General features: G+C 69.3%; 16 protein-coding genes. 10 read left to right on the forward strand and 6 right to left on the reverse strand.

What is annotated here, in order from left to right:
• Positions 1–7: 7 nt before the first annotated feature.
• The 3 genes from KUD94_RS00295 to KUD94_RS00305 are packed head-to-tail and all read right to left on the reverse strand — an operon-like array spanning position 8 to position 2,562.
• The gene (locus KUD94_RS00295) at positions 8–964 is read right to left on the reverse strand and encodes a homoserine kinase (RefSeq protein ID WP_218237940.1); all 957 of its coding nucleotides are present in this window, start codon (positions 962–964) and stop codon (positions 8–10) included.
• Between the two features lie 42 nt (positions 965–1,006).
• Positions 1,007–1,321, reverse strand: a complete 315-nt coding sequence (locus KUD94_RS00300; protein WP_218237941.1) for a hypothetical protein — start codon at positions 1,319–1,321, stop codon at positions 1,007–1,009.
• 32 nt (positions 1,322–1,353) lie between these two features.
• Positions 1,354–2,562, reverse strand: a complete 1,209-nt coding sequence (locus KUD94_RS00305) for a serine hydrolase (RefSeq protein WP_218237942.1) — start codon at positions 2,560–2,562, stop codon at positions 1,354–1,356.
• A gap of 56 nt (positions 2,563–2,618) precedes the next feature.
• Here KUD94_RS00305 and polA point away from each other — a divergent pair, with 56 nt between their 5' ends.
• The 7 genes from polA (at position 2,619) to KUD94_RS00340 (ending at position 10,660) form a co-directional block, all read left to right on the forward strand.
• Positions 2,619–5,378 carry a DNA polymerase I gene (gene polA, locus KUD94_RS00310; protein WP_218237943.1) on the forward strand — a complete coding sequence of 920 codons (2,760 nt, stop codon included), beginning with the start codon at positions 2,619–2,621 and terminating at the stop codon, positions 5,376–5,378.
• Positions 5,379–5,475: 97 nt separating this feature from the next.
• Positions 5,476–6,492 carry a hypothetical protein gene (locus KUD94_RS00315; protein ID WP_218237944.1) on the forward strand — a complete coding sequence of 339 codons (1,017 nt, stop codon included), beginning with the start codon at positions 5,476–5,478 and terminating at the stop codon, positions 6,490–6,492.
• Positions 6,492–7,313, forward strand: a complete 822-nt coding sequence (locus KUD94_RS00320; RefSeq protein WP_218237945.1) for a hypothetical protein — start codon at positions 6,492–6,494, stop codon at positions 7,311–7,313. The genes KUD94_RS00315 and KUD94_RS00320 overlap by 1 nt, the downstream gene beginning before the upstream one ends.
• A 155-nt stretch (positions 7,314–7,468) precedes the next feature.
• Positions 7,469–8,134, forward strand: a complete 666-nt coding sequence (locus tag KUD94_RS00325; RefSeq protein ID WP_255568899.1) for an AzlC family ABC transporter permease — start codon at positions 7,469–7,471, stop codon at positions 8,132–8,134.
• Positions 8,131–8,445: an AzlD domain-containing protein gene (locus KUD94_RS00330; protein ID WP_218237946.1), complete on the forward strand. Its 315-nt coding sequence runs from the start codon at positions 8,131–8,133 to the stop codon at positions 8,443–8,445. Before KUD94_RS00325 ends, KUD94_RS00330 begins: the two co-directional genes overlap by 4 nt.
• A gap of 382 nt (positions 8,446–8,827) precedes the next feature.
• Positions 8,828–9,712 carry a dienelactone hydrolase family protein gene (locus tag KUD94_RS00335; RefSeq protein WP_218239140.1) on the forward strand — a complete coding sequence of 295 codons (885 nt, stop codon included), beginning with the start codon at positions 8,828–8,830 and terminating at the stop codon, positions 9,710–9,712.
• Positions 9,713–9,826: 114 nt separating this feature from the next.
• Positions 9,827–10,660 carry a ZIP family metal transporter gene (locus tag KUD94_RS00340; protein WP_218237947.1) on the forward strand — a complete coding sequence of 278 codons (834 nt, stop codon included), beginning with the start codon at positions 9,827–9,829 and terminating at the stop codon, positions 10,658–10,660.
• Positions 10,661–10,678: 18 nt separating this feature from the next.
• On the opposite strand, the gene KUD94_RS00345 is transcribed toward KUD94_RS00340, so the two are convergent.
• Together KUD94_RS00345 and KUD94_RS00350 are read right to left on the reverse strand one after the other, a co-directional pair.
• Positions 10,679–11,413: a LytTR family DNA-binding domain-containing protein gene (locus tag KUD94_RS00345; RefSeq protein ID WP_218237948.1), complete on the reverse strand. Its 735-nt coding sequence runs from the start codon at positions 11,411–11,413 to the stop codon at positions 10,679–10,681.
• A gap of 9 nt (positions 11,414–11,422) precedes the next feature.
• Complete coding sequence (locus KUD94_RS00350) at positions 11,423–12,460, reverse strand: sensor histidine kinase (RefSeq protein ID WP_218237949.1); 1,038 nt, start codon at positions 12,458–12,460, stop codon at positions 11,423–11,425.
• Between the two features lie 40 nt (positions 12,461–12,500).
• Between KUD94_RS00350 and argH the strand changes: the two genes are divergently transcribed.
• Positions 12,501–13,979 (forward strand): argininosuccinate lyase, encoded by a 1,479-nt coding sequence (argH, locus tag KUD94_RS00355; RefSeq protein WP_218239141.1) that lies wholly within the window; start codon positions 12,501–12,503, stop codon positions 13,977–13,979.
• A gap of 119 nt (positions 13,980–14,098) precedes the next feature.
• Positions 14,099–15,064 carry a Bug family tripartite tricarboxylate transporter substrate binding protein gene (locus tag KUD94_RS00360; RefSeq protein ID WP_218237950.1) on the forward strand — a complete coding sequence of 322 codons (966 nt, stop codon included), beginning with the start codon at positions 14,099–14,101 and terminating at the stop codon, positions 15,062–15,064.
• On the opposite strand, the gene KUD94_RS00365 is transcribed toward KUD94_RS00360, so the two are convergent.
• On the reverse strand, positions 15,051–18,455 hold the full coding sequence (locus KUD94_RS00365; protein ID WP_218237951.1) for an EAL domain-containing protein: 3,405 nt from the start codon (positions 18,453–18,455) through the stop codon (positions 15,051–15,053). The genes KUD94_RS00360 and KUD94_RS00365 overlap by 14 nt on opposite strands.
• A gap of 130 nt (positions 18,456–18,585) precedes the next feature.
• On the opposite strand from KUD94_RS00365, the gene KUD94_RS00370 reads away from it, so the two are divergent.
• Entirely contained in the window at positions 18,586–24,591 is a 6,006-nt protein-coding gene (locus KUD94_RS00370) for an alpha-2-macroglobulin (RefSeq protein WP_218237952.1), read from the forward strand.
• Positions 24,592–24,661 lie beyond the last annotated feature (70 nt).

The raw sequence follows: 24,661 nt of genomic DNA on the forward strand, positions 1-24,661 counted from the left end.
GGTGCAGCTATGCCGGAAGGCGCACGGGGTGGGCCACGCGCTCGCGCAGCACGCGCTCGAAATGGCCGGGGTCGTGGGCCTTGAGCATCTGCGCGTCGCGCGGCAGGTGGTAGTCCCACAGGCGCGAGATCCAGAAGCGCAGCGCCCCGGCGCGCAGCATCGCGGGCAGCAGCGCCCGCTCGTGCCGGGTGAGCGGGCGCACGCCCTGGTAGGCGCCCAGCAGCGCGGCAAAGCGCCCCGCCTCGTGGCGCCCGGTGGGCAGGTCCACGCACCAGTCGTTGAGCGCCACCGCCAGGTCGAACAGCCAGGTGTCGACCCCGGCGAAGTAGAAGTCGAAGATGCCGGTGAGCACCTCGCCCTCGAACATCACGTTGTCGCGAAACAGGTCGGCATGCACCGGCCCGCGCGGCAGCGCGGCGTAGGCGGCGCTTTGCGCCACATGGTTCTGGTAGGCCAGCTCGGACTGCAGCAGCCGCGCCTGGGCGGCGTCCAGATGCGGCAGCACCTCGGGCGCGGTGGCGTTCCACCAGGGCAGGCCGCGCAGATTGGCCTGCTCGCGTTCGTAGTCGCGCGCCGCCAGGTGCATGCGCGCAAGCATGGCGCCCAGCGCCGCGCAGTGGCGCTCATCGGGCGCCAGTTGGCTACTGCCGGCCAGGCGCGTGGCCAGAGCCGCGGGCTTGCCGGCCACGGTGAACAGGATGTCGCCCTGCGCGTCGCCCTGGGGGTCGGGCACGGGGATGCCGGCCTGCGCCAGGTGCTTCATCAGGTAGAGGTAGAAGGGCAGTTGCGCGTGCGCCAGGCGCTCGAACAGCGTGAGCACGTACTGCCCGCTGCTGCTGGTCAGAAAGTAGTTGGTGTTCTCTATGCCGCCTTCGATGCCGCGCAGCTGCACCAGGGTGCCAAGGCTCAGGCGCTGCAGCAGTGCGCTGGCTTCAGACTCGGTGACGGGGGTGAAGACGGCCATGGGCAGAGGGTCCGGCGCAGCCGGAGCAGGCGGGCGCGCGGTTCAGAAGGTGCCGAGCTTCCACAGGCGCGCGCCATCGCTCGGGCGCACCTGGTAGGAGGGCAGCTCGCCCCCCAGCTTGGGCTGCACGGTGATGGAGCGCGTTTCGCCGCCCACGCGCAGCTCGTCCACGCGGCTGCCTTCGTCCTCGATCACGATGCGCTGCACCCGCCGGCCCTGGTCCATGCCGGTTTGCTCATCTTGCGATAGCGCCTGACGCTCTGCAGGCAAGGGCTGGGCCGGGTTTTGATTGCTGGCCTGCGCCAGCACGCCGGTGCTGACGAGGGAGGCGAGGACGAGAACGAGGGGTGCGCGCATGGTGGCTTCGATTGTAGGCCGCATGCGCGCCTTCAGCGGCCCGCGGCCTCGTCGTCCAGCGCCTGCTGCACCGCCAGGTAAAAGCGCTCGCGCTCGGCAAACGCCGGGTTGTCGGCCGAGCCCGCCTTGGGCCAGTCGGCGTTGGTGACGATCACCAGCCGGCGCGCCGGGTCGATGAAGATGCCCTGGCCGAAGATGCCGCGCGCCGCAAAGCTGCCGCTGTCGTAAGTCCACCACTGGTAGCCATAGCCGCGCCCCGGCGCCTGGATGTCCGCCTGCTTGTGCGTGGCGGCCTGCAGCCAGCCATCGGGCACGATCGGTTCGCCGTTCACCCGCGCGCCTTCCAGGATGAACTGCCCCATGCGCGCGTAGTCGCGCGCCGCCGCCTGGATGCAGCAGCCGCTGATCTCCTTGCCGGTCTTGGACAGCAGCCAGGTGGCCTGCTGCTGCATGCCCGCGGGCTGCCAGATTTTTTCCTGCAGGTATTGGGTGAGGGGCTTGTGGATGGCCGCCATCAGCATCACGCCGACCAGGTTGGTCTCGCCCGTGCTGTAGTTCCAGCGCTCGCCCGCGGGCGCGGCGCGCGGGAGCTTCCTCATGTAGCTCACCAGCGCGTCCACGCCGGGCTCTGGCACGTGGTTGTTGAAGCGCGCCACGTCCGAGTTGGGGTCGCCATAGTCCTCGTTCCACTGCACGCCCGAAGTCATGGTGAGCAACTGGCGCACGCTCACGTCGTCGTAGGCCGAGCCTTTCATGTCCGGCAGGTAGTCGCTCACCTTGTCGTCCATGCTCTTGATCAGCCCGTCCTTGAGCGCCGCGCCGACCAGCGTGGAGGTGAAGGACTTGGCTACCGAGAAGCTGGTCCAGCGCCCATCGGCGTCAAAACCCAGGCCGTAGCGCTCCAGCCGGATCTTGCCGTCTTGCAGGATCAGCAGAGCGGCGCTGTGCTGGCCTTGCATGAAAGCGTCGAGGTCCACGCCCAGCTTGAGCGGCTTGCCGCCCGGCAGGGGGCGAGGCGTGGCCGAGGGCTGGGCGGTATGCCATCTGGCCAGCAGCGGGATGCGGTCCATCGCGCGAAAGGCGGCGTCGCGCTGGGTCTGGCTCCAGAACAGAATGTCGCGGTTGGTCGGGAAAGTGGCGAGCAGCCCGCGCGCCTCCTTGTCCAGGCTGAACCAGCCGATCGCGGCCGCGGCAAGGATGAGGACGATCAGCGCAAGCAGCAGGCGTTTGAGGGTTCTCATGGGTGCTCTCCGTGGGGAGGCGCCATCGTAAGGGCATCCGTGGGCACAATCTGCACATGAGCGACACCCCCACCCTGCTGCTGGTCGATGGCTCCAGCTACCTGTACCGCGCCTACCACGCCATGCCGGACCTGCGCGCGGTGCCGGGCGACCCCAAGAGCCATCCCACGGGCGCGATACGCGGCATGGTCAATATGCTGCGCGCGCTCGGCCATGAGCACGCGCCGGCCTATGCCGCCTGCGTGTTCGATGCGCCCGGCCCGACCTTTCGCGACGACATCTTCCCCGAGTACAAGGCCAACCGCTCGCCCATGCCCGACGATCTGCGCGCGCAGATCGCGCCTATCCACGAAGTGGTGCGGCTGCTGGGCTGGCCGGTGCTGTGCGTGCCCGGGGTGGAGGCCGACGACGTGATTGCCACGCTGGCCACGCGCGCCGCCGCCCAGGGCCTGCGCGTGCTGATTTCCAGCGGCGACAAGGACTTGAGCCAGCTGGTGAACGAGCGCATCACCATCATGGACACGATGAACGGCAAGCGCCGCGACGTGGCCGGCGTGACGGCCGAGTTCGGCGTGCCGCCCAGCCTGATGGTGGACTTCCAGACCCTGGTGGGCGACGCGGTGGACAACGTGCCGGGCGTGGCCAAGGTCGGCCCCAAGACGGCGGCGCGCTGGCTCGCGCAGTACGGCTCGCTCGATGCGCTGATGGCGCACGCCGACGAGATCAAGGGCGTGGCGGGCGAGAACCTGCGCGCCGCCCTTAGCTGGCTGCCCACCGGGCGGCGCCTGGTGAGCATGCGCACCGACTGCGACCTGAGCGCCGCGCTGCCCGGTTTGCCTGCTTTCGATTCGATAGCTGCAGGCGCAGAGCAGACGCAGGGTTTGCGCGATTTTTATGAAAAATTCGGCTTCAAGACCCTGGCACGGCAACTGCAGGACGAGGCGTCTTCGACCGCTGCCGAGCAGCGCATCGAGGAGCAGGCGAGCCATGCGGCAGCGCAGGCGCAGGCCAGAGCGGTGGACTATGAGGTGGTGCTGAGCTGGCAGGCGCTGGATGCCTGGATCGCCAGGCTCATGGCCGCGCCGCTCGTGGCGCTGGATACCGAAACCACCTCGCTCGATGAGCAGCACGCGCGCATCGTCGGCATCAGCTTCAGCGTGGAGCCGGGGTCTGCCGCCTATGTGCCGCTGGCGCATGCCGGGCTGGAGGCGCCCGAGCAATTGCCGCTCGATGAGGTACTGGCGCGCCTCAAGCCCTGGCTGGAAAGCCCGGCGCACGCCAAGCTCGGCCAGCACATCAAATACGACCGCCATGTGCTGGCCAACCACGGCGTCGAGGTGCGCGGCTATGTGCACGACACCATGCTGCAAAGCTACGTGCTCGAGGTCACGCGGCCGCACAATCTCGCCAGCCTTGCCGAGCGCCACACCGGGCGCACGGGCCTGAGCTATGAAGACCTGTGCGGCAAGGGCGCCAGGCAGATTCCTTTTGCGCAGGTGCCGGTGGACAAGGCCGCGGCCTACGCCTGCGAGGATTCCGACCAGACCCTGGACGTGCACCGCGTGCTCTGGCCCCGACTGGAGAGCGACGACAAACTGCGCGCCATCTACGAGCTGGAGATCGCCACCAGCGAGGTGTTGTTTCGCATGGAGAGAAACGGCGTGCTGATCGACGCCGACAAGCTCGCCGCGCAAAGCCACGAGCTTGGCCTGCGCATCAGCGAGCTGGAGCAAGAGGCCTATGAGCTCGCCGGCCAGCCCTTCAACCTGGGCAGCCCCAAGCAGTTGGGCGAGATCTTTTTTGACAAGCTGGGCATGCCCGTCGTCAAGAAGACCGCCACCGGCGCGCGCTCCACCGACGAAGAGGTACTTGAAAAGCTGGCCGAGGACTACCCCTTGCCGGCGCGGCTCTTGGAGCACCGCAGCCTGTCCAAACTCAAGAGCACCTATACCGACAAGCTGGCCACGCTGGTCAACCCGGCCACCGGCCGCGTGCACACCCACTACGCCCAGGCCGTGGCCGTCACCGGGCGCCTCGCCAGCAACGAACCCAACCTGCAGAACATCCCGGTGCGCACCGCCGAGGGCCGACGCATTCGCGAAGCCTTCGTCGCCCCGCCCGGGCGCGTGATCGCCAGTTGCGACTACAGCCAGATCGAGCTGCGCATCATGGCCCACATCAGTGGCGACGCGGCCTTGCTCAAGGCCTTTCACGAGGGCATGGACGTGCACCGCGCCACCGCAGCCGAGGTCTTTGGCGTGGCCGCCGACCAGGTCAGCAGCGAGCAGCGGCGCTACGCCAAGGTGATCAACTTCGGTCTGATCTACGGCATGAGCAGCTACGGCCTGGCCAAGAACCTGGGCATCGACAACCAGGCGGCCAAGAACTACATCGAGCGCTACTTCGAGCGCTACCCCGGCGTCAAGCGCTACATGGACGAGACCGTGCAACTGGCGCACCGCCAGGGCTACGTGCAAACCGTGTTCGGCCGGCGCCTGTACCTGCCCGAGATCAACGGCGGCAGCGGGCCGCGCAAGAAGGCCGCCGAGCGCGCCGCCATCAACGCGCCCATGCAGGGCACGGCCGCCGACCTCATCAAGAAGGCCATGATCGCGGTGCAGCAGCGCCTGGACGCCGAGAAGCCCGACATCCTCATGGTGCTGCAGGTGCACGACGAGCTCGTCTTCGAGCTGCCCGAGAGCGAGGTCGACTGGCTGCGTCGCGAGATTCCGGCGCTGATGGCCGGCGTGGCCGACCTTGCCGTGCCGCTGATTGCCGAAGTCGGCGTAGGGGCCAATTGGGAAGAGGCCCATTGAAGAAATGCCAAGGAAAAACCCTGATCCGCTCTGCGGGATCGGGTTGCGGCCTGTAAATATATGTAATATCGGTCGCTCTATTTACCACGGAGGGTGTATGCGTCCGATCCTGACAGTGCTTTTTTCTTCGATTCTCCTTGCCGCATGCGGTGGCGGCAGTGATGACGGTCCCGCGGCTCCAGGCAATCCTGGAAGCCCCGGCGGCACGGGTCAGGGTGCCGACGCTCCGGCGGCGGTCATCGCCGAGTCCAATTACGTGAGCGTGGCTCAGAAGACCCTCGCAGCCAACGGCTTCCTGGTCGATTCGTCGGCCATCCTGCCCGTGGGCGCCGAGGTCGTCGCGCAGCCTGAGCTGGTGCAGTTTGCCCAAGCGCAGATCCACAAGGTGCCTGGCTGGTTCGCGCGTTCGCCCGTGACCGTCGCAGGTGCCACGGAGAGCATCACCGAGCGCTGCAGCCAGGGCGGCTTCATGACGGTGAGCGCTACCGACGCCAACAACAACGGGATCGCCGACGCGGGCGACTCGCTCTCCATCAGTGCCGACCGATGCCGTGACGGCGGCGTCGAGATCAACGGCAGCTTGTTCTTCGTGTTCACGAGAGTCAGCGGCAATCTGGAGTCCTATCCCTACTCGATCGCTGCCACGATCACCTACAGAAACCTGACGCTCGCAACGGCCCAGGAAAGCCTCACCGGCAACGGCAGCATCGCGATCGACGCCCGGGTGGATTCGCCCAGCCAGAGCAATGTTCGCCTGGACGTCGACAGCTTTACGGTTTCGTACAGCTACGCAGGCAAGACCGACACGCAAGGGCTGTATCGCTATACCGTGGCGCTGGCGCAAACCCGCAGCACGAATACCTCTTCCGTCAACGGCATATTCGTCAGTTCCGCGCTGGATAGCCGGTCGGTACGCATTGCCACGACATCGCCGTTCGTCACCCAGGCCGCCAATCGCTATCCCTCCAGCGGTTCGGCCACCATCCATGGGGCTGCCGGCGCCAGTGTGCGTGTCACGGCCGTCGACGCGAGCGCGGTTCGGCTGGAGCTGGATGCCAATGGCGACGGTCAGTACGAGATCAGCGAGGTCAGGCGCTGGAACGAGCTGCACTGATGCTTTGTGCCCGTATCGTGCGCGGCGCGACAGCGCTGGCGCTGGCGGGCGGCGTGAACGCGGCAGCGGCCGGCTGCGGCGCTCCCGCATGGGGCGCCGTTGCCGGGCTGGAGCACAGCCAGTGGCAGGAGTACGCGGCCGACGGCTCTCGCCTGCTGCGTGAGCGCGGTGATCTGGCGCTGGCTGGCCTGCAGTTCGACATCGAGTGCGAAGGCCTGCAATGGTCCGCCCAGTGGCTGCGCAGCCAGGGCGAACGCAGCTACGACGGACGCACCAACGCCGGAGTGCCGTTCCAGTCGCAGACCCGCGTGCGTCTTGAACGCTTGCAACTGCAGGCTTGGTGGCCCCTGCAGCCATCCTGGGCGCTGGGCGCGCGGCTGCGTCAGCAGACGCTGGAGCGGGAAATAGCCGGGCGCGGTGCCGTGCTGGGTTATCCGGAGCGCTACCGGTATTGGCAAGCCTCCATCGGGCTGCGCCATCGGCAAGTGCTTGCTTCGCATCTTGACTGGCATGTCGCGCTGTGGCTCGGTGCCGGCCCGAAGGGGAGTGTGCGGGTTGAGCTGCCAGGCTACGACCCGGCCGTCCTGGATCTGGGCCGCAGCCGCGTGCTTTCGCTCGAACTGGGTCTGCAAGGCGGAGCCCGGGCGGAGCAAACCGGTTGGACCTGGAATGCCCTCTTGGCCTATGGCCGCGAAGCGACATCCGCAGGTCCGAATACGCTGCTCACGCGCCTTGGTCGCCCGGTTGGCGCCTCCGCGCGCCAGCCGCGTTTTGCGCAGCAGCAGTGGCAGTTTCGCGCCGGGGCTGCCTATCGGTTCTGATACCGACTCAAGGCAAGGCATCAGAGCGTCTCTCTCGCGGCATGAAGCCGCAATTTGCCGCCGCAGCGCCCGGGGCCGCGCGCGCGTGCGGGACAGCGGTCGGCGCAGCCGCTCGCTTAGCATTCCAGGTTTTGGATGGCACGCTGGGGGCGCTCGTGGCTTTGAATTTGACGCCCGCCGTGCGCATGGGCTTGTCGATTGCGCTTGCCACCGGGCTGTACGGCATCTCCTTTGGCGCGCTGGCGGTGGCGGCGGGGCTGACGGTGGCGCAGGCCATGGTGCTCAGCCTCTTGATGTTCACCGGCGGCTCGCAATTTGCCTTCATCGGCGTGGTGGCGGGCGGCGGCAGCGCCTCGGCGGCGGTGGGCGCGGCGAGTTTGCTGGGGGTGCGCAATGCCGTCTATGGCGTGCAGTTGAACCACTTGTTGATGCCGCGCGGCTGGCGCAAGTGGTTGATGGCCCAGCTCACCATCGACGAGTCGGCCGCGACCGCGCTGAGCCAGGGCGAGGCCGCCGAGCAGCGCCGCGGCTTCTGGACGGCAGGCTGGGGCGTGTTCGTGCTCTGGAACCTGTTTACCCTGGCCGGCGCGCTGCTGGGCGATGCCCTGGGCGACGCCCGCACCTGGGGGCTGGACGGCGCGGCGGTGGCGGCCTTCCTCGGGCTGCTCTGGCCGCGCCTGAAGGGCCGCGAGCCGCTGGCGCTGGCCGTGCTGGCCGGGGTGGTGACGGCGGCAGCCATCCCCTGGGTGGCGCCGGGCCTGCCGATCTTGCTGGCCGCGGCGGCAGGCGCCGCCTGGGGCTGGTGGGGGCATGCGCGATGACGCTCTGGCAGGCCATCGTGCTTGCAGGCCTGATAGCGTTTGCCACCAAGCTCGCGGGCTATGCGGTGCCCGCGCGCTGGCTGCAAAACCCGCGCATGCACCGCGTGGCGGGCGCGCTCACGGTGGCGCTGCTGGCGTCGCTCACGGTGCTGAACACCTTTGCCGAGGGCAGCGCGCTGCGCCTGGACGCTCGCCTGGCCGCGCTGGCGGCAGCGGCGCTGGCGCTGTGGTGGCGCGCGCCCTTTTTGCTGGTGGTGCTGCTGGGCGCGCTGGCCTCCGCACTGCTGCGCGGGCTGGCGCCGATGGCCTGACGGGGAGGCCGATGGTTTGATGGGAGAGTGTGGTGAATTGCCGCTTGATCGCCGGTGAATCCGCGCTGCTGCAGCGCCTGCTGCCCGGGCCGGGGCAGCGCGTGATCGCGCTGGGCGGCGGCGCGGCCGCCCTGGCGCCAGGGGGCCAAAGAGCGCCTTGCCGCGCCGGCGCACTTTGCCGACCTTGCCGACTTTGAACGGCGCAGGATGCATCCGAGCTTTGCCGGGCATCCCATCGACGACGCCCTGCGCGCACGCACGCTGGCCGCTTTTGCGCCACACTGCGCTTCGGCGGGCGCGCGCTTTGAGCGCCGCATGCACCTGCGCGTTCTGCAGGGCCTGCCTGCCTGATACCCTGCCACGCACGATGGAGAAGTTCACCATGCACGACGACTTGCACACCGACGCGGCTGCCCTGCTGGGCGGCACGGGCGCGGCCTCGCGCCGCAAGGCCCTGGGATTGATGCTGGGTGCGGGCTACGCCGCAGCCGCCGCGCCGCTGATGGCGCAGACGGCGATAGCGACCAGCCCCGACGGCCTGGAGGTGGGCGAGGTCAGCTACCCCTCGGGCGACTTTCAGGTGCATGCCTACCGTGCCGCGCCCAAGGGCGGCAGCGGCTTGCCGGTCATCCTGGTCATTTCGGAAATCTTCGGCGTGCACGAATACATCGCCGACGTCTGCCGGCGCCTGGCGCACGCGGGCTATCTGGCGATTGCGCCCGACCTGTTCGAGCGCCAGGGCGACCCCATGGCCTATGGCGAGCTGGCCAAGCTGATGAGCGAGGTCGTCGCCAAGGTGCCCGACGCCCAGGTCATGCAAGACCTGGACGCCAGCGTCGCCTGGGCCGGCAAGCACGGCGGCGACGCTGCGCGGGTGGGCATCACCGGCTTTTGCTGGGGCGGGCGCATCACCTGGCTGTACGCCGCGCACGCACCCGTGAAGGCCGCCGTCGCCTGGTATGGGCGCCTCACGGGGCAGGACACGCCCTTGCAGCCCAAGCAGCCGCTGGCGCTGGCCGCGCAGGTCAAGGCGCCGGTGCTGGGCCTGTACGGCGGCAAGGACGAGAGCATTCCCGAGAGCACCATAGAGCAGATGAAAGCCGGGCTGGCCAAGGCCGGCGCGCCGGCCAATGCCTCGCGCTTCGTCGTCTACCCGGATGCGCCGCACGCCTTTCATGCCGACTACCGCGCCAGCTACCGCAAGGACGCGGCCGAAGACGGCTGGAAGCGCACGCTTGCCTGGTTTGCGCAGCATGGCCTGAAATAGCTGCGACACTCCTTCTCCCTCCGGGCAAGGCGGCGGCACAGGCCCGCCGCGCCCGCCTTGAACAAATTCATATAAAAACAGGCGCAAACCCTTGCTGAGCAAGCGCCAACAGCAATGCTTTTGATAGTTATGCTCATCGCCACGCTGGCCGCCGGCATAGGCAGCGTGTGGCTTGCGGCCGTGCTGCTGCGCCTGGGCATGGGCGGGCGCTGGCGCGTGGGGCCGCAGCATCTGCTGAGCCTGGCGGCCGGCGCGCTCTTGTCCACCGCCTTCATGCACCTGCTGCCCGAAGCCTTCGAAGACGCGCCCGCGCACCCGCTGTTTGCCACGCTGCTGCTCGGGCTGGTGTTCTTCTTCATTCTGGAAAAGGCCGAGCTCTGGCACCACGGCCACGAGCACGGCGGCCACGCTGGCTCGGCGCGCAGCGAGGGCGCACACGCCCACGAGCAGCACGCGCACGATCATGTGGACCACGGGCATGGGCACCCTCCGCTGCACGCGCGCGGCGGCTGGGCGCTGCTGGCCGGCGACAGCCTGCACTGCTTTGGCGACGGCGTGATGATTGCCTCGGCCTTCGTCGCCGACCTGCGCCTGGGCGTGGTGGCGGCGCTGTCGGTGCTGGCGCACGAAGTGCCGCACCACGTGGGCGATCTGGTGGTGCTGCGCCAGGGCAAGCGCCGCGCCGCGCTGCTCAAGGTGTCGCTGGCCGGCGCGGCCAGTGCGCTGGGCGGCCTGGCGGGTTATTTCATCGTCGGCCGCTGGGAGGCCGCGCTGCCCTATTTTCTCGTCGTGGCGGCCAGCAGCTTCGTCTACGTGGCGCTGGCCGACCTGATCCCGCAACTGCAGCGGCGCATGTCCGCCGCGCAGGCGCTGGTGCAGATCGTCTGGCTGCTCGCGGGCATGGGGGTGGTGATGGCGGTGGCCAGCTTTGCGCATGCTGCGCATTGAGCCGGCGGGCGCCTTGCTTCAAGCTTCCCGCGTGAGGATCTCCCGCACCGCAGCCACCTGCCTGCGCGAGACCGGCAGAAGCTCGGTGCTGCCGCGCAGGCGCACCGCCCAGCCGTCGCCTTCCTCCAGCTCGGGGTGGCGCTCCAGCGCGCGCAGGGCGTGGCGGGCGATGAGGGTATTGCGGTGGATGCGCACCAGCTCCTGCGGATGGCGCTGGTGCAGCTCGGTCAGGGCGCCGTCGATCACGTAGCTGCGCGTGGCGGTGCGCAGCGTCAGGTATTTGAGTTCGGCGCGGATGTAGAGCACCTCGGCGAGCGGGACGCGTTCGGTGCGGCCCTGGTCTTGCACCAGCAGGGCGGGGCCGTCTGAGCTTGGCGCGGGTGTTGCGGGGCGATGGCGGCGGCCGGCCTTGGCCAGCGCCTGCTGCAGGCGCTCGCGGCGCACCGGCTTGGTCAGGTAGTCGGCCGCGTCCAGCTCGAAGGCGCAGACGGCGTGTTCGGCGTGCGCGGTGACGAAGACGATGGCCGGCGGCTCGGCCAGGCGCGCGATCTGGTGCGCCAGCGCCAGGCCGTCCTGCCCGGGCATGTGGATGTCCAGCAACACCAGGTCGAAGGCCGGCGGCTGGGTGAGCAGCGCCAGCGCCTCGCCCGCGTGGGCGGCTTGCACCGCCTGGTGGCGGGCATCGAGCTCGGCCAGCAGGGTGCACAGGCGCTTGCGCGCCAGGGCTTCATCGTCGACGACCAGAATGCGCATGGCGCTGTCTCAAACGGCGGGCAGGCCTATGCGCACCTGGTAGCGCCCGCCCTGGGCGCCGGCGCTGAAGTCGCATTCCACGTCGTGCAGCAGCTTCAGGCGCGCGCGTACGTTGTTCAGCGCAATGCCGTGCCCCGGCGCCGCCGGCCCGAGCGCATGGGCGCGCGGCGGCAGCGAATTGGTGATGGTGATGAGCACGCGTGCGCCGCGCCGCTGGGTGCGCACCTCGATCAGGGCGGCAAGCGGCGAGGGCTCGACGCCGTGCTTGACCGCGTTTTCCACCAGCGGCTGCAGCAAGAGCGGCGGTACGCGGGCGCTGCCGGCGCGCTCGTCGAGCTTCCAGGCGAGCTGCATGCGCTCGCCAAAGCGGATCTGCTCGATCGCCAGGTAGTGGCGCGCCAGTTGCACCTCTTCGGCCAGGCTGGCGCTGTCGCCCTGCTCGAGCAGCGCGTGGCGAAACAGCTCGCTCAGGTCTTCCAGCAGGGTTTCGGCCTTGGCCGGCTCCTCGCGCACCAGGGCGATGGCGCTGTTCAGGCTGTTGAAGAGAAAGTGCGGCCGTATGCGTGCCTGCAGCTCGGCCAGGCGCGCGGTAGTGGCCGCCGGCGCGCGCGCGTGCGCGCGCAGCACCAGCGCGGCCACCAGCAGCGCCGACAGCAGCGCGCCGCTGGCGGCGCTGGCCAGCCACCTGGGCTCGCTGCTGCCCGTCACATAAGCGAGCAGCGCGCAGGCAAGCAAGCCGGCCAGCGCCCCCAGCACCACGCCGGCGCAGACCTGCAGCGGCACGCGCGCGGCCTGCAGCACGCGCTTGAGGCTGCAGGCGGCCAGCAGCCAGGCGAGCGTGGCGGGCAGCACGCCGCCGGTCAGCATCGCCAGTTGCTGCAGCCACTCGGCGGGGCTCGCGGCAAGAAAGAGCAGCGCCACGCCAGAGACCAGCTCCACGAACAGCACCGCGCGCAGCACCACCCCGGCATGGCAGGCGTCGAAGATCAGCGTGCCCGCTGCCGGCGGGCGTCGCGTGCTGGTCGATAGAATTTGCGGCTTTGTCATTGCTGGCGCCGTGGACCTCCCGGTGCCGATTATTGCCGCCATGCCCGACCAGCCTTCCTCCCCGTCCCACGATCAGCTCGCGAGCAAGGCACAGGCATGGTCGGCGCTGTTTTCCGAACCCATGAGCGAGCTGGTCAAGCGCTACACCGCCAGCGTCTTCTTCGACCAGCGCCTGTGGCAGGCCGATATTGCCGGCAGCCTCGCCCACGCCGAGATGCTCGCGGCGCAAGGCATCCTGAGCCGCGAAGACCATGCCGCGATCGAACGAGGCATGGCCACGATCACGCAGGAGATCGAGGCCGGCCAGTTCGACTGGCAGCTCGATCTGGAAGACGTGCACCTGAACATCGAGGCGCGCCTGACCCAGCTCGCGGGCGACGCGGGCAAGCGCCTGCACACCGGGCGCAGCAGGAACGACCAGGTGGCCACCGACGTGCGCCTGTGGCTGCGCGGCGAGATCGACCTGATCGACGGCCTGCTGCGCGCGCTGCAGCGGGCGCTGGTGGAGGTGGCCGAGAACAACGTGGAGGTGATCCTGCCGGGCTTTACCCACCTGCAGGTGGCGCAGCCGGTGAGCTTTGCCCACCATCTGCTCGCTTACGTGGAGATGTTTGCGCGCGACGAGGCGCGCATGCGCGACGTGCGCCGCCGGGTGAACGTGCTGCCGCTGGGCTCGGCCGCGCTGGCCGGCACCAGCTACCCGCTGGACCGCGAGCGCGTGGCCAGAACCCTGGGCATGGTCGACGACCAGGGCCGGGCCTGCGTATGCCAGAACAGCCTGGACGGCGTCTCCGACCGCGACTTCGCGATTGAATTCAGCGCCGCTGCGAGCCTGGTGATGCTGCACGTCTCGCGCCTGTCCGAAGAACTGGTGCTGTGGATGAGCCAGAGCGTGGGCTTCATCCGCATCGCCGACCGCTTCACCACCGGCTCTTCGATCATGCCGCAGAAGAAAAACCCGGACGTGCCCGAGCTCGCCCGCGGCAAGACCGGGCGGGTGGTCGGCCATCTGATGGGCCTGATCACGCTGATGAAGGGCCAGCCGCTGGCCTACAACAAGGACAACCAGGAAGACAAGGAGCCGTTGTTCGACACCGTCGATACGCTCAAGGACACGCTGCGCATCTTTGCCGAGATGATAGGCGGGCAGGTGAACCCCGCCACCGGCACCAAGGAGGGCGGCATCCGCGTGAATGCCCAGGCCATGCGCGCCGCCGCGATGAAGGGCTACGCCACGGCGACCGACCTGGCCGACTACCTGGTGAAGAAAGGCCTGCCGTTTCGCGATGCGCACGAGACCGTCGCGCACGCGGTCAAGGCGGCGCAGGAGGCGGGCGTGGATTTGTCCGCGCTGCCGCTGGCCACGCTGCAAGGCTTTCATGCGAGCATCGAGGCCGACGTGTTCGAGGTCTTGTCGCTCGAAGGCTCGCTCAGGGCGCGCCAGACCCTGGGCGGCACTGCGCCGGTGCAGGTGCGCCGCCAGATCGCGCGCCACCGCGAGCGCCTGGCAGAGAATTGAAATCCATAGCTGTCAGCGCATGTCCTACAAGCGTCTTATGGCGTTTTGTATCTGAAAGCCAATAAACACCAGCGCAACAGGCTCACTTTTTCAAGAAGCAACCACCCCGGGAGACCTCCATGCAACTGACCCGTCGCCATCTTCTGTCCGCCGCCGCAGCGCTGGCGGCCGTGCCCGCCTGGGCGCAGGACGCCAAGCCGCTGCGCGTGCTCGTGGGCTTTCCGCCCGGCGGCGGCACCGACGCGATTGCGCGCCTGCTGGCCGACAAGCTCAAGGACGTGCTCGGGCGCACCGTGGTGGTGGACAACCGCCCCGGCGCCGGCGGTCAACTGGCGGCGCAGACGCTCAAGAGCGCGCCGGCCGACGGCTCCACGGTCTTCATCACGCACGACCACACCATCTCCATCCTGCCGCAGGTGGTGAAGAACCCGGGCTTCGACTCGCACGCCGACTTCGTGCCCGTGGGCGGCTTTGCCTCTTTCGTCAACTGCTTTGCGGTCTCGGGCGGCACGCCGGCCAAGAGCTTTGATGAGTACGTGCAATGGGTCAAGGGCAAGAACCAGGGCAAGAGCGCGGTCGGCATTCCGGCGCCCGCGTCCACGCCGGAGTTTCTCGTCAAGCTTCTGGGCCAGCGCTACCAGCTCGACCTGGTGGCCGCCCCCTACCGCGGCAGCGGTCCCCTGATTGCCGACATGCTGGGCAACCAGATTCCGGCGGGCGTGGGCTCGGTGCCCGACTTCATCGAAAACCACCGCGCCGGCAAGCTGCGCGTGGTGGCGGTGCTGGGCACGCAGCGCCAGGCGCAGTTGCCCGACGTGCCCACCTTCGACGAGCTCGGGGTCAAGGGCTTCGAAGACTTGCCCTACTACGGCTTCTTCGCGCCCAAGGGCACGCCCGAGGCCTTTGCCCAGCAATTTTCCGCGGCCCTGGCCAAGGTGGTGCAGATGCCCGAGGTGAACCAGCAACTGACCAGCATGGGCCTGACGGTGGATGCGATGACGCCGGCCCAGCTCGGCGCGCGCGAGGGCGCCTACACCGCAGCCTGGAAGCGCATCATCAGCGACAGCGGCTTCAAGCCCCAGTGAAGGGCAAGCCCGGCGCGGCGGGCGGGCGCCGCGCGAGCCAGGCCTCGAGTTCAGCGATAGGCAGCGGCTTGCTGAACAGATAGCCCTGGTAGGCCAGGCAGCCGTGCTGGCGCAAAAAGGTCTGGTGCTCGGGCGTCTCCACGCCCTCGGCCACCGCTTGCAGGCCCAGGCTGTCGGCCAGCGCCACCACCATGCGGGCGATGGCCGCATCGTTGGCGTCGCTGAGCACGCCGCGCACGAAGCCCTGGTCGATCTTGAGCTGATCCAGCGGCAGGCGCTTGAGGTAGGCCAGCGACGAATAGCCGGTGCCGAAGTCGTCCAGCGCAAAACCCACGCCGTGGGCCTTGAGCAGTTGCATGCGCCCGATCACCTCCTCGATGTGGTCGATCAAGAGGCTTTCGGTGATCTCGAGCTTGAGCCGCTGCGGCTTGGCGCCGCTGGCCTGCAGGATGTCGAGCACCAGCTGCGCGAAGTCCGCATGGTGAAACTGCCGGGCGCTCACGTTCACGGCAATCGTCAACCCCTCGGTGGCCGAGTGCGCGGCCCAGGCGCGCAGTTGCTCGCAGGCGGCGCGCAGCATCTGCTGGCCCAGCTGCAGGATCAGGCCGGTTTCCTCGGCCAGCGCGATGAAGGCGCCCGGCGCCACCACACTGCCATCGGGGCGGCACCAGCGCACCAGCGCCTCCACGCCCAGCACGCGGCCGCTGTCGTCGAGCTGGGGCTGGTACCAGGGCACGAACTCGCCGCGCTGCAGCCCGTCGCGGATGGCGCGCTCCATGCCGGTACGCGCGTCCACCGCCGCCTGCATCTGCGGATCGAAAAAGGCCAGGGTGTTGCGTCCCGCCTCCTTGGCGCGGTACATCGCCATGTCCGCCTGCTTGAGCAGCTCGGCCACGCTGCGGCCCTGGTTGCCAAAGAGCGCCACGCCAATGCTCGCGCTGTGGTGGTGCTGCTCACCGGCCAGGGTATAGGGCTGCTGCAGCGCCAGCAGCAGCTCGTGGCACAGGCTGCGCGCCTGAGACACCATATCGCCCATGGCCAGCGGCAGGTTCTCGACCAGCACGACGAACTCGTCGCCGCTCACGCGCGCCACCGTGTCGCCCTGGTGCACGCAGGCAACCAGCCGCTGCCCGAGCTGGCGCAAGAGCTCGTCGCCCACGTCGTGGCCGCGGGTGTCGTTCAGGCTCTTGAAATTGTCCACGTCGATGAGCAGCACCGCGCCGCCGCACTGCTTGCGCGCAGCGCCCACCAGCGCATGCTCCAGCCGGTCGATCAGCAGCCGGCGGTTGGGCAGCTGGGTGAGCGGGTCTTGAAAGGCCAGTTGCTGGATGCGCGCTTCATTGCGCTTCTTGTGCGACAGGTCGGTAAAGGCCAGCGCGTAATGGCGGGTGCGCCCGCCGGCGTCGCGCACCACGGCGATGGAAAACCACACCGGGTAGGGCTCGCCGCTCTTGCGCACGCCCCGCACTTCGCCCTGCCAGGCGCCCTCGCGCTCGAGCTGGGGCTGCAGGCGCTTGAAGAAGCCGGCCGGCTCGCCTTCGTCCTCGTCCGTGCGGATGGGGTAGCCCACGGCCTGCTGGCGGTCATAGCCGGTGATGTCCATGAAGGCCTGGTTGATCGCCACCACGCTCGCATCGGGCCCGAGGATGGCCATGGCCTCGCTGCTGTTGTCGAACACCGTGGCGGCCAGGCGCAGTTCGTCCTCCATCTGCTTGCGCTCGGTGATGTCCAGCATCACGCCGACGATGCCGCCAATCGAGCCGTCGGGGCGCAGGAAAGTGGCCTTGTGGCAGAGCATGTCGCGCGGCTGGCCGCGGGCGTCCTGCACCCGGCTCTCGTAGGTCTGGCGCCCGGGCTCGCGCAGCAACTGCGCGTCGGCGGCCATGTCCTGCACCAGATCGCAGGCGCGCTGCGGCGCGAGCTCGGCCACGGTGCGGCCGAGAAAGCGCTCGGCCGCCTCGCCGGTGAATTGCTCGAAGGCGCGGTTGGCGCCCAGAAAGCGCGCTTGCCTGTCCTTGTAGAAGATGGGGTTGGGTATGGCCTCGAGCAGTTGGCGCATGAAGCTCAGCTGCTGGCCCAGCGCCTCGGTGCGTTCCTTCACCTGGCGCTCCATCTCGGCGTTGGCGCGCTCCAGCGCCTCGCTGCGCTCTTGCAGCAGGCGCTGGTTGCGCCGGCGCTCGGAGATGTCCATGCCCGTGCCGTGGTAGCCGATGAAGCGGCCCTCGGCATCAAAGCGCGGCGCGCCGCTGACCGACAGATAGCTGGTGCTGCCGTCGGGCGCGAGCAGGCCGTATTCGAAATTGCGGAAGCTTTCATGGCGCTGGTGGCGGGCCACGTGTTCGGCCAACTGCTCGGCGCTCACGCCCACCAGTTGCAGCTCCCAGCGGCGCTTGCCCAGGAAGTAGCCGGGTGCAATCTTGAGCTTGCCCAGCACGTCGCCGTAGATCTGCGTGGTGCGAAACTGCGCGTCGCTCTCCCAGAACCAGTCGGAGGACAGCCGGGTATAGGTGTCCAGCGTTTGGGTGCGCTCGCGCACCAGGCGCTCGGCGTCTTCGCGGGCGCTGCGCAGTGCCGCCATGCTGCGGTGGCGCTCGGTGATGTCGGTGTAGGTGCTGACCGCGCCGCCGCCGGGCAGCGGCCGGTCGGCCACGGCCATGACCTGGCCGTCGGGCGTCTCGAACTGGAAGTCGTTGGCCTGGCCGGCGCGCAGGCGCTGCAGCCGCTTGTGCAGCCGCTCGCGCGCTTGGGCGCTGTCCATGCCGCGCGCCCGCAAAAAGTGCTCCACCATGGCCTGCAGGCTCTGGCCGCGGCAGGCGGGCTCTTCGGGCCAGCCGGAAAGCTCCAGATAGCGCTGGTTCCACACCACGAGCTGCAGCTTCTCGTCGAACAGCGACACGCCTTCGTCGATGTGCTCTATCGCCTGGTGCAGGCGCGCGAGGCTGAAGCCCACCGCGGCGCTGGCGTGCTGCAGCAGCTCGCTCAGGTTGGTCGCCGGTGCCTGCGCCGGCGGCGGGTGGTAGTCCCTGCCGCGGTGCGTGGTCTGCAGCAGGGCGGTGACGCAAAAGCGCAGGATGCGCAGCAGCGGGCGCACCACCGGCAGCGGCCCCGAGAGGGTGAAGCAGCTCACGCGCCGCCCGTCCAGGTCGATCGCGGTGAGCATGCCTTCGAGCATCACGCCCGAGCGCTCGGCCTCCTGCGCGCTCACGCTGTATTCGTCGAACTCGCCCTGCATGATGCGCCGGGCGATGGGGTGCACGCTGCCTATGCGCTCGCGCCGGCTGGACGCGACGATGCGCCCGTCCGCGTCCATGAAGTTGCACACCAGCGCAAGCTCGGCATGCAGCATGTCGCAAAGTTCCTGGCCGAATTCGATGTTGAAGCCCGTGGACATGGCGAGATTTACCTTGCAGCAGACCCGAAGCAGCAGATTGACACGGCTGCAACAAATGCACAAGCGCGGTTTGCCTCAACAATAGTGCAGATTTAGAGTTTGCGCTCCAACAATGAGGGACGGAGGGAAGATGCTGCAGAGATCGACATGGGCAGGGCTGGGCCTGGCCGCCATGCTGGCCCTGGCCAGCGGCGCGGCGCAGGCTCTGACGGTGGTCAGCGTGTCGCCGCGCGGCGAGGTCGCGCAGGTGCGCCAGGTGGTGGTCAGCTTCGATGCGCCGGCCGTGCGCTTTGGCGACCCCAAGGCGGACGATCCGTATGCGCTCTCCTGCAGCGACGCGATTGCCGCGCGCGGGCAGGCGCGCTGGCTCAGCGATCGGCGCTGGGTGTTCGACTTCGCGGCCGATCTGCCGCCCGGCGTGCGCTGCACGCTCACCCCCAGGCCAGACTTCAAACCGGCCGAAGGCGCAAGCTGGAAGCGCGCAACCAGCTATCAATTCAATACCGGTGGGCCTTTTGTCCAGCGCGTCTATCCGGGCAGCTGGGGCAGCATTGAAGAGCAGCAGTACTTCATCTTGCAGCTCAACGGCGATGCCAGCGCAGCCAGCATTGCCGAGCACGTCTGGTGCGACCTGGAAGGCGTGGGCGAGCGCGTGCCGGTGCGCGCCATCGACGGCGCCGAACGCGAGGCGCTGCTGCGCGCACGCCAGCTCTGGGAGGCGGCGCAGAAGGCGCCACTGCGCTACCCGGTGCTCACGTGCGCGCGCCGCGCTGCGCCCGACAGCCACCTGGAGCTGGTCTACGACCAGGGCGTGAGTACGCCCAGCGGCATCGCCAACCGGGTCGCGCGCCGCTACAAGTTCACGGTGCGCGCACCCTTCAGCGCCGAGTTTTCCTGCGAGCGCGAGAACGCCCAGGCCGCCTGCCTGCCGATACGCCCCATGCGGCTCTCCTTCAACGCCCCGGTGGTGCGCAAGCTGGCCATGGGCATACGCCTGAAGGGCGGCGGCCAGACCCTGACGCCGCAGCAGGACGAAGGCGTGCAGCCGGCCGACGACGATGTGGTGCAGGCGGTCAGCTTCGCCGGCCCGCTGAGCGCAGACACCGCCTACGTGCTCGAGCTGCCGGCGGGCTTTCAGGACGCCTCGGGCCGCCTGCTGGACAACGCCGACAGCTTTCCGCTGAAGGTGGCCACGGGCGCGCAGCCGCCGCTGGCCAAGTTTGCCGCCGCGCCCTTTGGCATCATCGAGCGCTACGCCGAAGGGCCGGACGGCCCCGCGCTGCTGCCGGTGACGCTGCGCCGCGTCGAGCAGCAACTCAAGGTGCAGGGCTTGCAGCCCGTGGCCGATGCCGGCAAGGTGAGCACGCTCAGGCCCCAGAGCGACGCCGAAATCATCGACTGGCTGCGCCGCGTCGAGCAGCTCGAGGAGCTGTGGATCAAGCGCAGCGACGCCCAGCCCCTGGTGCGCGACCCGCTGCCCCCGCCGATGCGCGCCGAACCCACGCAGCAGGAGCGCGAAGCCGGCTACTACACCCCGGACGAGGCCACTTATGTGCAGTCGCGCCGCCTGTCGCTGCTGGCCGGCCAGCCGGGCGTGAAGAAACTCGATCTGCCCGGGCCCGACAAGGGCGATGTGCGGCCCTTCGAGGTGGTGGGCATACCGCTGGACGCGGGCTTCAACGTGGTGGAGATCGCCTCGCCCCTGCTCGGCCAGGCGCTGCTCGATGAGCGCTATGGCAGCACGCGCGCGATGTACGTGCGCACCACCGCGCTGGTCACCAACCTGGCCGTGCACTTCAAGCTCGGGCGCGAGAACGCCCTGGCCTGGGTGACCACGCTGGATCAGGGCCGGCCGGTGGCCGACGCCAGCGTGCGCGTGTCCGACTGCAAGGGCAAGACCCTGGCCACGGCGCGCACCGGCGCCGACGGCATCGCGCGGCTCGAGGGGCTCTCGCCCGAGGCGCCGTCCTGCGACGGCCCGAACTACTGGCGCCAGGCCTATTTCGTGAGTGCGCGCGCGCAGGACGACCTGGCCTTCACCTGGAGCGACTGGCAGCGCGGCATAGAGCCCTGGCGCTTCAATCTGCCGATCAGCACATCGCCCGCGGCCGACAGCGTGGCGCACACCGTGTTCGACCGCACCCTGGTGCGCGCCGGCGAGACGGTGTCGATGAAGCACCTGCTGCGCGAGCAAAACGGCCAGGGCCTGGCGCTGCCGCGCGAGCGCCCCAACCAGTTGATCATCACCCACGTGGGCAGCGGCCAGCAGTTTCGCCAGCCGCTGCACTGGCAGAGCACGCCCACCGGCGGCTTGAGCGCGCTCAGCAGCTTTGCGCTTGCGCCCGCGGCACATCTTGGCCAATACCAGGTGAACCTGGGCTGGAGCCAGGGCGGGCGCCAGTTCGAGGGCGGCAGCTTTCGGGTCGAAGAGTTTCGCCTGCCGGTGTTCGAGGGGCGCATAGCGCCGGTGGCCAGTGGTCCGCTGGTGCGCGTCGGCGCGCTGCCCACGGCGGTGCAGGTGGCCTATGTCTCGGGCGGGCCGGCGGCGCAACTGCCGGTGCGGGTGTCGGCCGTGCTGCGCGAGCGCTCGGTCGACTTCGAGGACTACCCCGGCTTCAGCTTCAGCGCGCCGCAGGAGCGCGCGGGCGACGGCGAGGACGACGGTGATGCGCCCGAGCCCGCGCCGCGCCAGCGCGTGGTGGCCGACAAGCTTGCGCTGACGCTGGACGACAGCGGCAGCGGCCAGGTGACGCTGCCCGAGCTGCCGCCTTCGCGCCAGCCGCAGGAGCTGCTGCTCGAAGCCGATTACGCCGACCCCAATGGCGAGATCCAGACCCTGCGCAGCACGCAAACGCTCTGGCCCGCGGCGGTGGTCGCGGGCATCAAGACCGAGGGCTGGGCGTCTTCGGGCGAGCGGGTGCGCTTTCGCGCGCTGGCGCTGGACCTGGACGGCAATGTGCTCAAGGGCGTGCCGCTGAGCGTGCAGGCGCTGGCGCGCTCTACCACCACCAGCCGCAAACGCCTGGTGGGAGGCTTCTACAGCTACGACAACCGCAAGCAGACGCAGGATCTGGGCACGGTCTGCACCGGCGTGAGCGACAAGCGCGGCCTGGTGCTGTGCGAGGCCAAGCTCAGCCAGCCCGGCGAGGTGCAACTGGTGGCCACCGCGCGCGACAAGGACGGCAACGAAGCCCAGGCGGCGACATCGCTGTGGATCACGCGCCAGGGCGAGCTGTGGTTCGGCGGCGAAGACCACGACCGCATCGACCTGCTGCCCGAAAAGCGCGAGTACGCGCCGGGCGACACCGCGCGCCTGCAGGTGCGCATGCCGTTTCGCCACGCCACGGCGCTGGTCAGCGTGGAGCGCGAGGGCATTCTGGCCACGCAGGTGATGGAGCTCGACGGCAAGGATCCGACGATAGAACTCAAGATCGACGAGCGCTGGAGCCCGAACGTCTATGTGAGCGCCCTGGTGCTGCGCGGGCGCCTGCGCGAGGTGCCCTGGTACAGCTTCTTCACCTGGGGCTTCAAGTCGCCGCGCCAGTGGTGGCGGGCGTTTCGCGAGGAAGGCAAGCAATACATCCCGCCTACCGCCATGGTCGACCTGTCGCGCCCGGCGTTTCGCCTGGGTGCGGCCGAGCTGCGCGTAGGCACGGCCGCGCACCGCATCGACGTCAAGCTCACGACCGACCAGCCCAGCTACCAGGTGCGCGGCAAGGCAAAGGTGACGGTGCAGGCCACGCTGCCCGACGGCAAGCCGGCAGCCCATGCGCAGGTGGCGCTGGCGGCGGTGGACAAGGCGCTGCTCGAGCTCATGCCCAACACCAGCTGGAATCTGCTGCAGGCCATGCTGCAGCGGCGCTACTGGGGCGTGAGCACCTCGACCGCGCAGATGGAGATCATCGGGCGGCGCCACTACGGCAAGAAGGCCGCGCCCGCGGGCGGCGGCGGAGGCCATGCGCAGACGCGCGAGCTGCTCGACACCCTGCTGCTGTGGCAGCCCATGATCGAGCTCGACGCCGATGGCCGGGCGCAGGTGCAGGTGCCGCTCAACGATGCGCTCACCACCTTCGAGATCGCCGCCGTGGCCGACGCCGGTGTGGCCTTGTTCGGCACCGGCAAGACGAGTGTGCGCGTCACCCAGGACTTGCAAATCATCAGCGGCCTGCCGCCGCTGGTGCGCGAGGGCGACCACTTTCGCGCGCAGTTCACCCTGCGCAACACCACGGAGCAGCCGATGAAGGTGCAGGTGACGCCGCGCGCCACGCTGCTCGAACTGCCGGCCCAGAGCGTGGAGCTGGCCCCCGGCCAGGCGCGCGAACTGGGCTGGGACGTGACCGCGCCGGCGCAGCTTGGCCAGACGCGCCTGCAGGAGCTGCTCTGGGAGATCAGCGCGCGCGACACCCTGGGCCAGGCCCACGACGCGCTCAAGCTCAGCCAGCGCCTGCTGCCCGCGGTGCCGCTGAGCGTGCAGCAGGCCACGCTCACCCAGTTGAGCGACAGCCTCACGCTGCCCGTGGCCGCGCCGCGCGACGCGCTGCCCGGGCGCGGCGGCATCAAGCTGGCGCTGCAGCCCAAGCTGGCAGAGGGACTGCCCGGCGTGCGCGACTGGTGGGCCAACTATCCCTACAGTTGTCTGGAGCAGCTCGCGAGCAAGGCCGTGGGCATGGACGACGGCGCAGCCTGGCGCGTGCTCATGGCGCAACTGCCCACCTATCTCGATGAGGACGGCCTGGCGTATTACTTCGCGCCGCGCAGCGGCATCACGCACCGCGGCAGCGACACCCTCACCGCCTACCTGCTGGCCATGTCCAGCGAGGCGGCGCGCCTGAACCCGGCGTTCGCGCTGCCGGCCGAATCGCTGCAGGCCATGCAGGCGGGTCTGACGGCCTTTGTCGAAGGCCGGCTGGAACGGCGTTTCTGGAGCCCGCGCAAAGACCTGGAGCTGCGCAAGCTCGCCGCGATCGAGGCCTTGTCGCGCTACGGCAAGGCCGACGCGCGCTGGCTGCGCAGCATCACCATCGCGCCCAACCAGTGGCCCACGCATGCGGTGATCGACTGGGTCAACATCCTGCAACGCGTGCACGGCGTGCCGCGGCAGCAGGAGCAACTGGCGCAGGCCATGCAGGTGCTGCGCGCCCGCCTGTCCTGGCAGGGCACGCGGGCAGGCTTCAGCACCGACCAGAGCGACTACTGGTGGTGGCTGATGCAAAACGGCGACGTCAACCTGGCGCGGCTCATGCTTACCGTGATGGACGATCCGGCGTGGGCCCAAGACATGGGGCGCCTGGCCAACGGCTTCATCGCGCGCCAGCAGGGCGGGGCCTGGCACACCACCACCGCCAACCTCTGGGGCGCGCTGGCGCTGCAGGCCTTCAGCGCCAAGTTCGAGTCCGAGCCGGTCACGGGCGTCACCCGCGCCGCCCTGGGCGAGGCGCAGGCGCGCGTGGATTGGAGCCGCGTGGTGCGCGCCAAGGCGAGCGACGAGGGCGGCGCGCGCCACCAGACGAGCTGGTTCGGCGCGCCCGCGGCCGCTTCCAACTGGCTGAACAACACCATGTTCCTGCCCTGGGGCAAGGACGCGACCCAGGGTGAGCTGCGCCTGAACCACCTGGGCGGCGGCAAGCCCTGGCTCACGGTGCAGTCGCTGGCGGCGGTGGCGCTCAAGGCGCCGTTCAGCGCCGGCTACAGCGTGCAGCGCAGCGTGGAAACCGTGCGCCGCGCCGATGGGGCGAGCGCGCCGGACCAGTACGCGCGCGGCGACGTGCTGCGCGTCACGCTCAAGGTGCGGGCCCAGACCGACATGAGCTGGGTGGTCATCACCGACCCGGTGCCGGGCGGCGCCACCATCCTCGGCAGCGGCCTGGGGCGCGACTCCGAGATCGCCACCGGCGATGAAGAGGGCAGCGGCCAGGCTTGGCTGGCCTTCGTCGAGCGCTCTTTCGAGGCCTACCGCGCCTATTACGAATACCTGCCCAAGGGCGAGATCACGCTGCAATACACGCTCCGGCTGAACAATGCCGGCAGCTTTGCCTTGCCTCCGACCCGGGTCGAAGCGCTTTATGCTCCGGAGATGTTCGGCGAGGCACCCAACGCGCCGCTGCGGGTGGCGCCGCCCGCCCCGGCCAAGCCCTGAGCCGGTTGCGAGGGCGCTTTGCGGAGCACAACTTACCACCGGCCAGCGCCCGGGCTGAGGCCGGCGCCGG

The sequence above is a fragment of the Comamonas sp. NLF-1-9 genome, assembly GCF_019195435.1.
In the GTDB taxonomy this organism is placed as follows: Bacteria; Pseudomonadota; Gammaproteobacteria; order Burkholderiales; family Burkholderiaceae_C; genus Comamonas_C.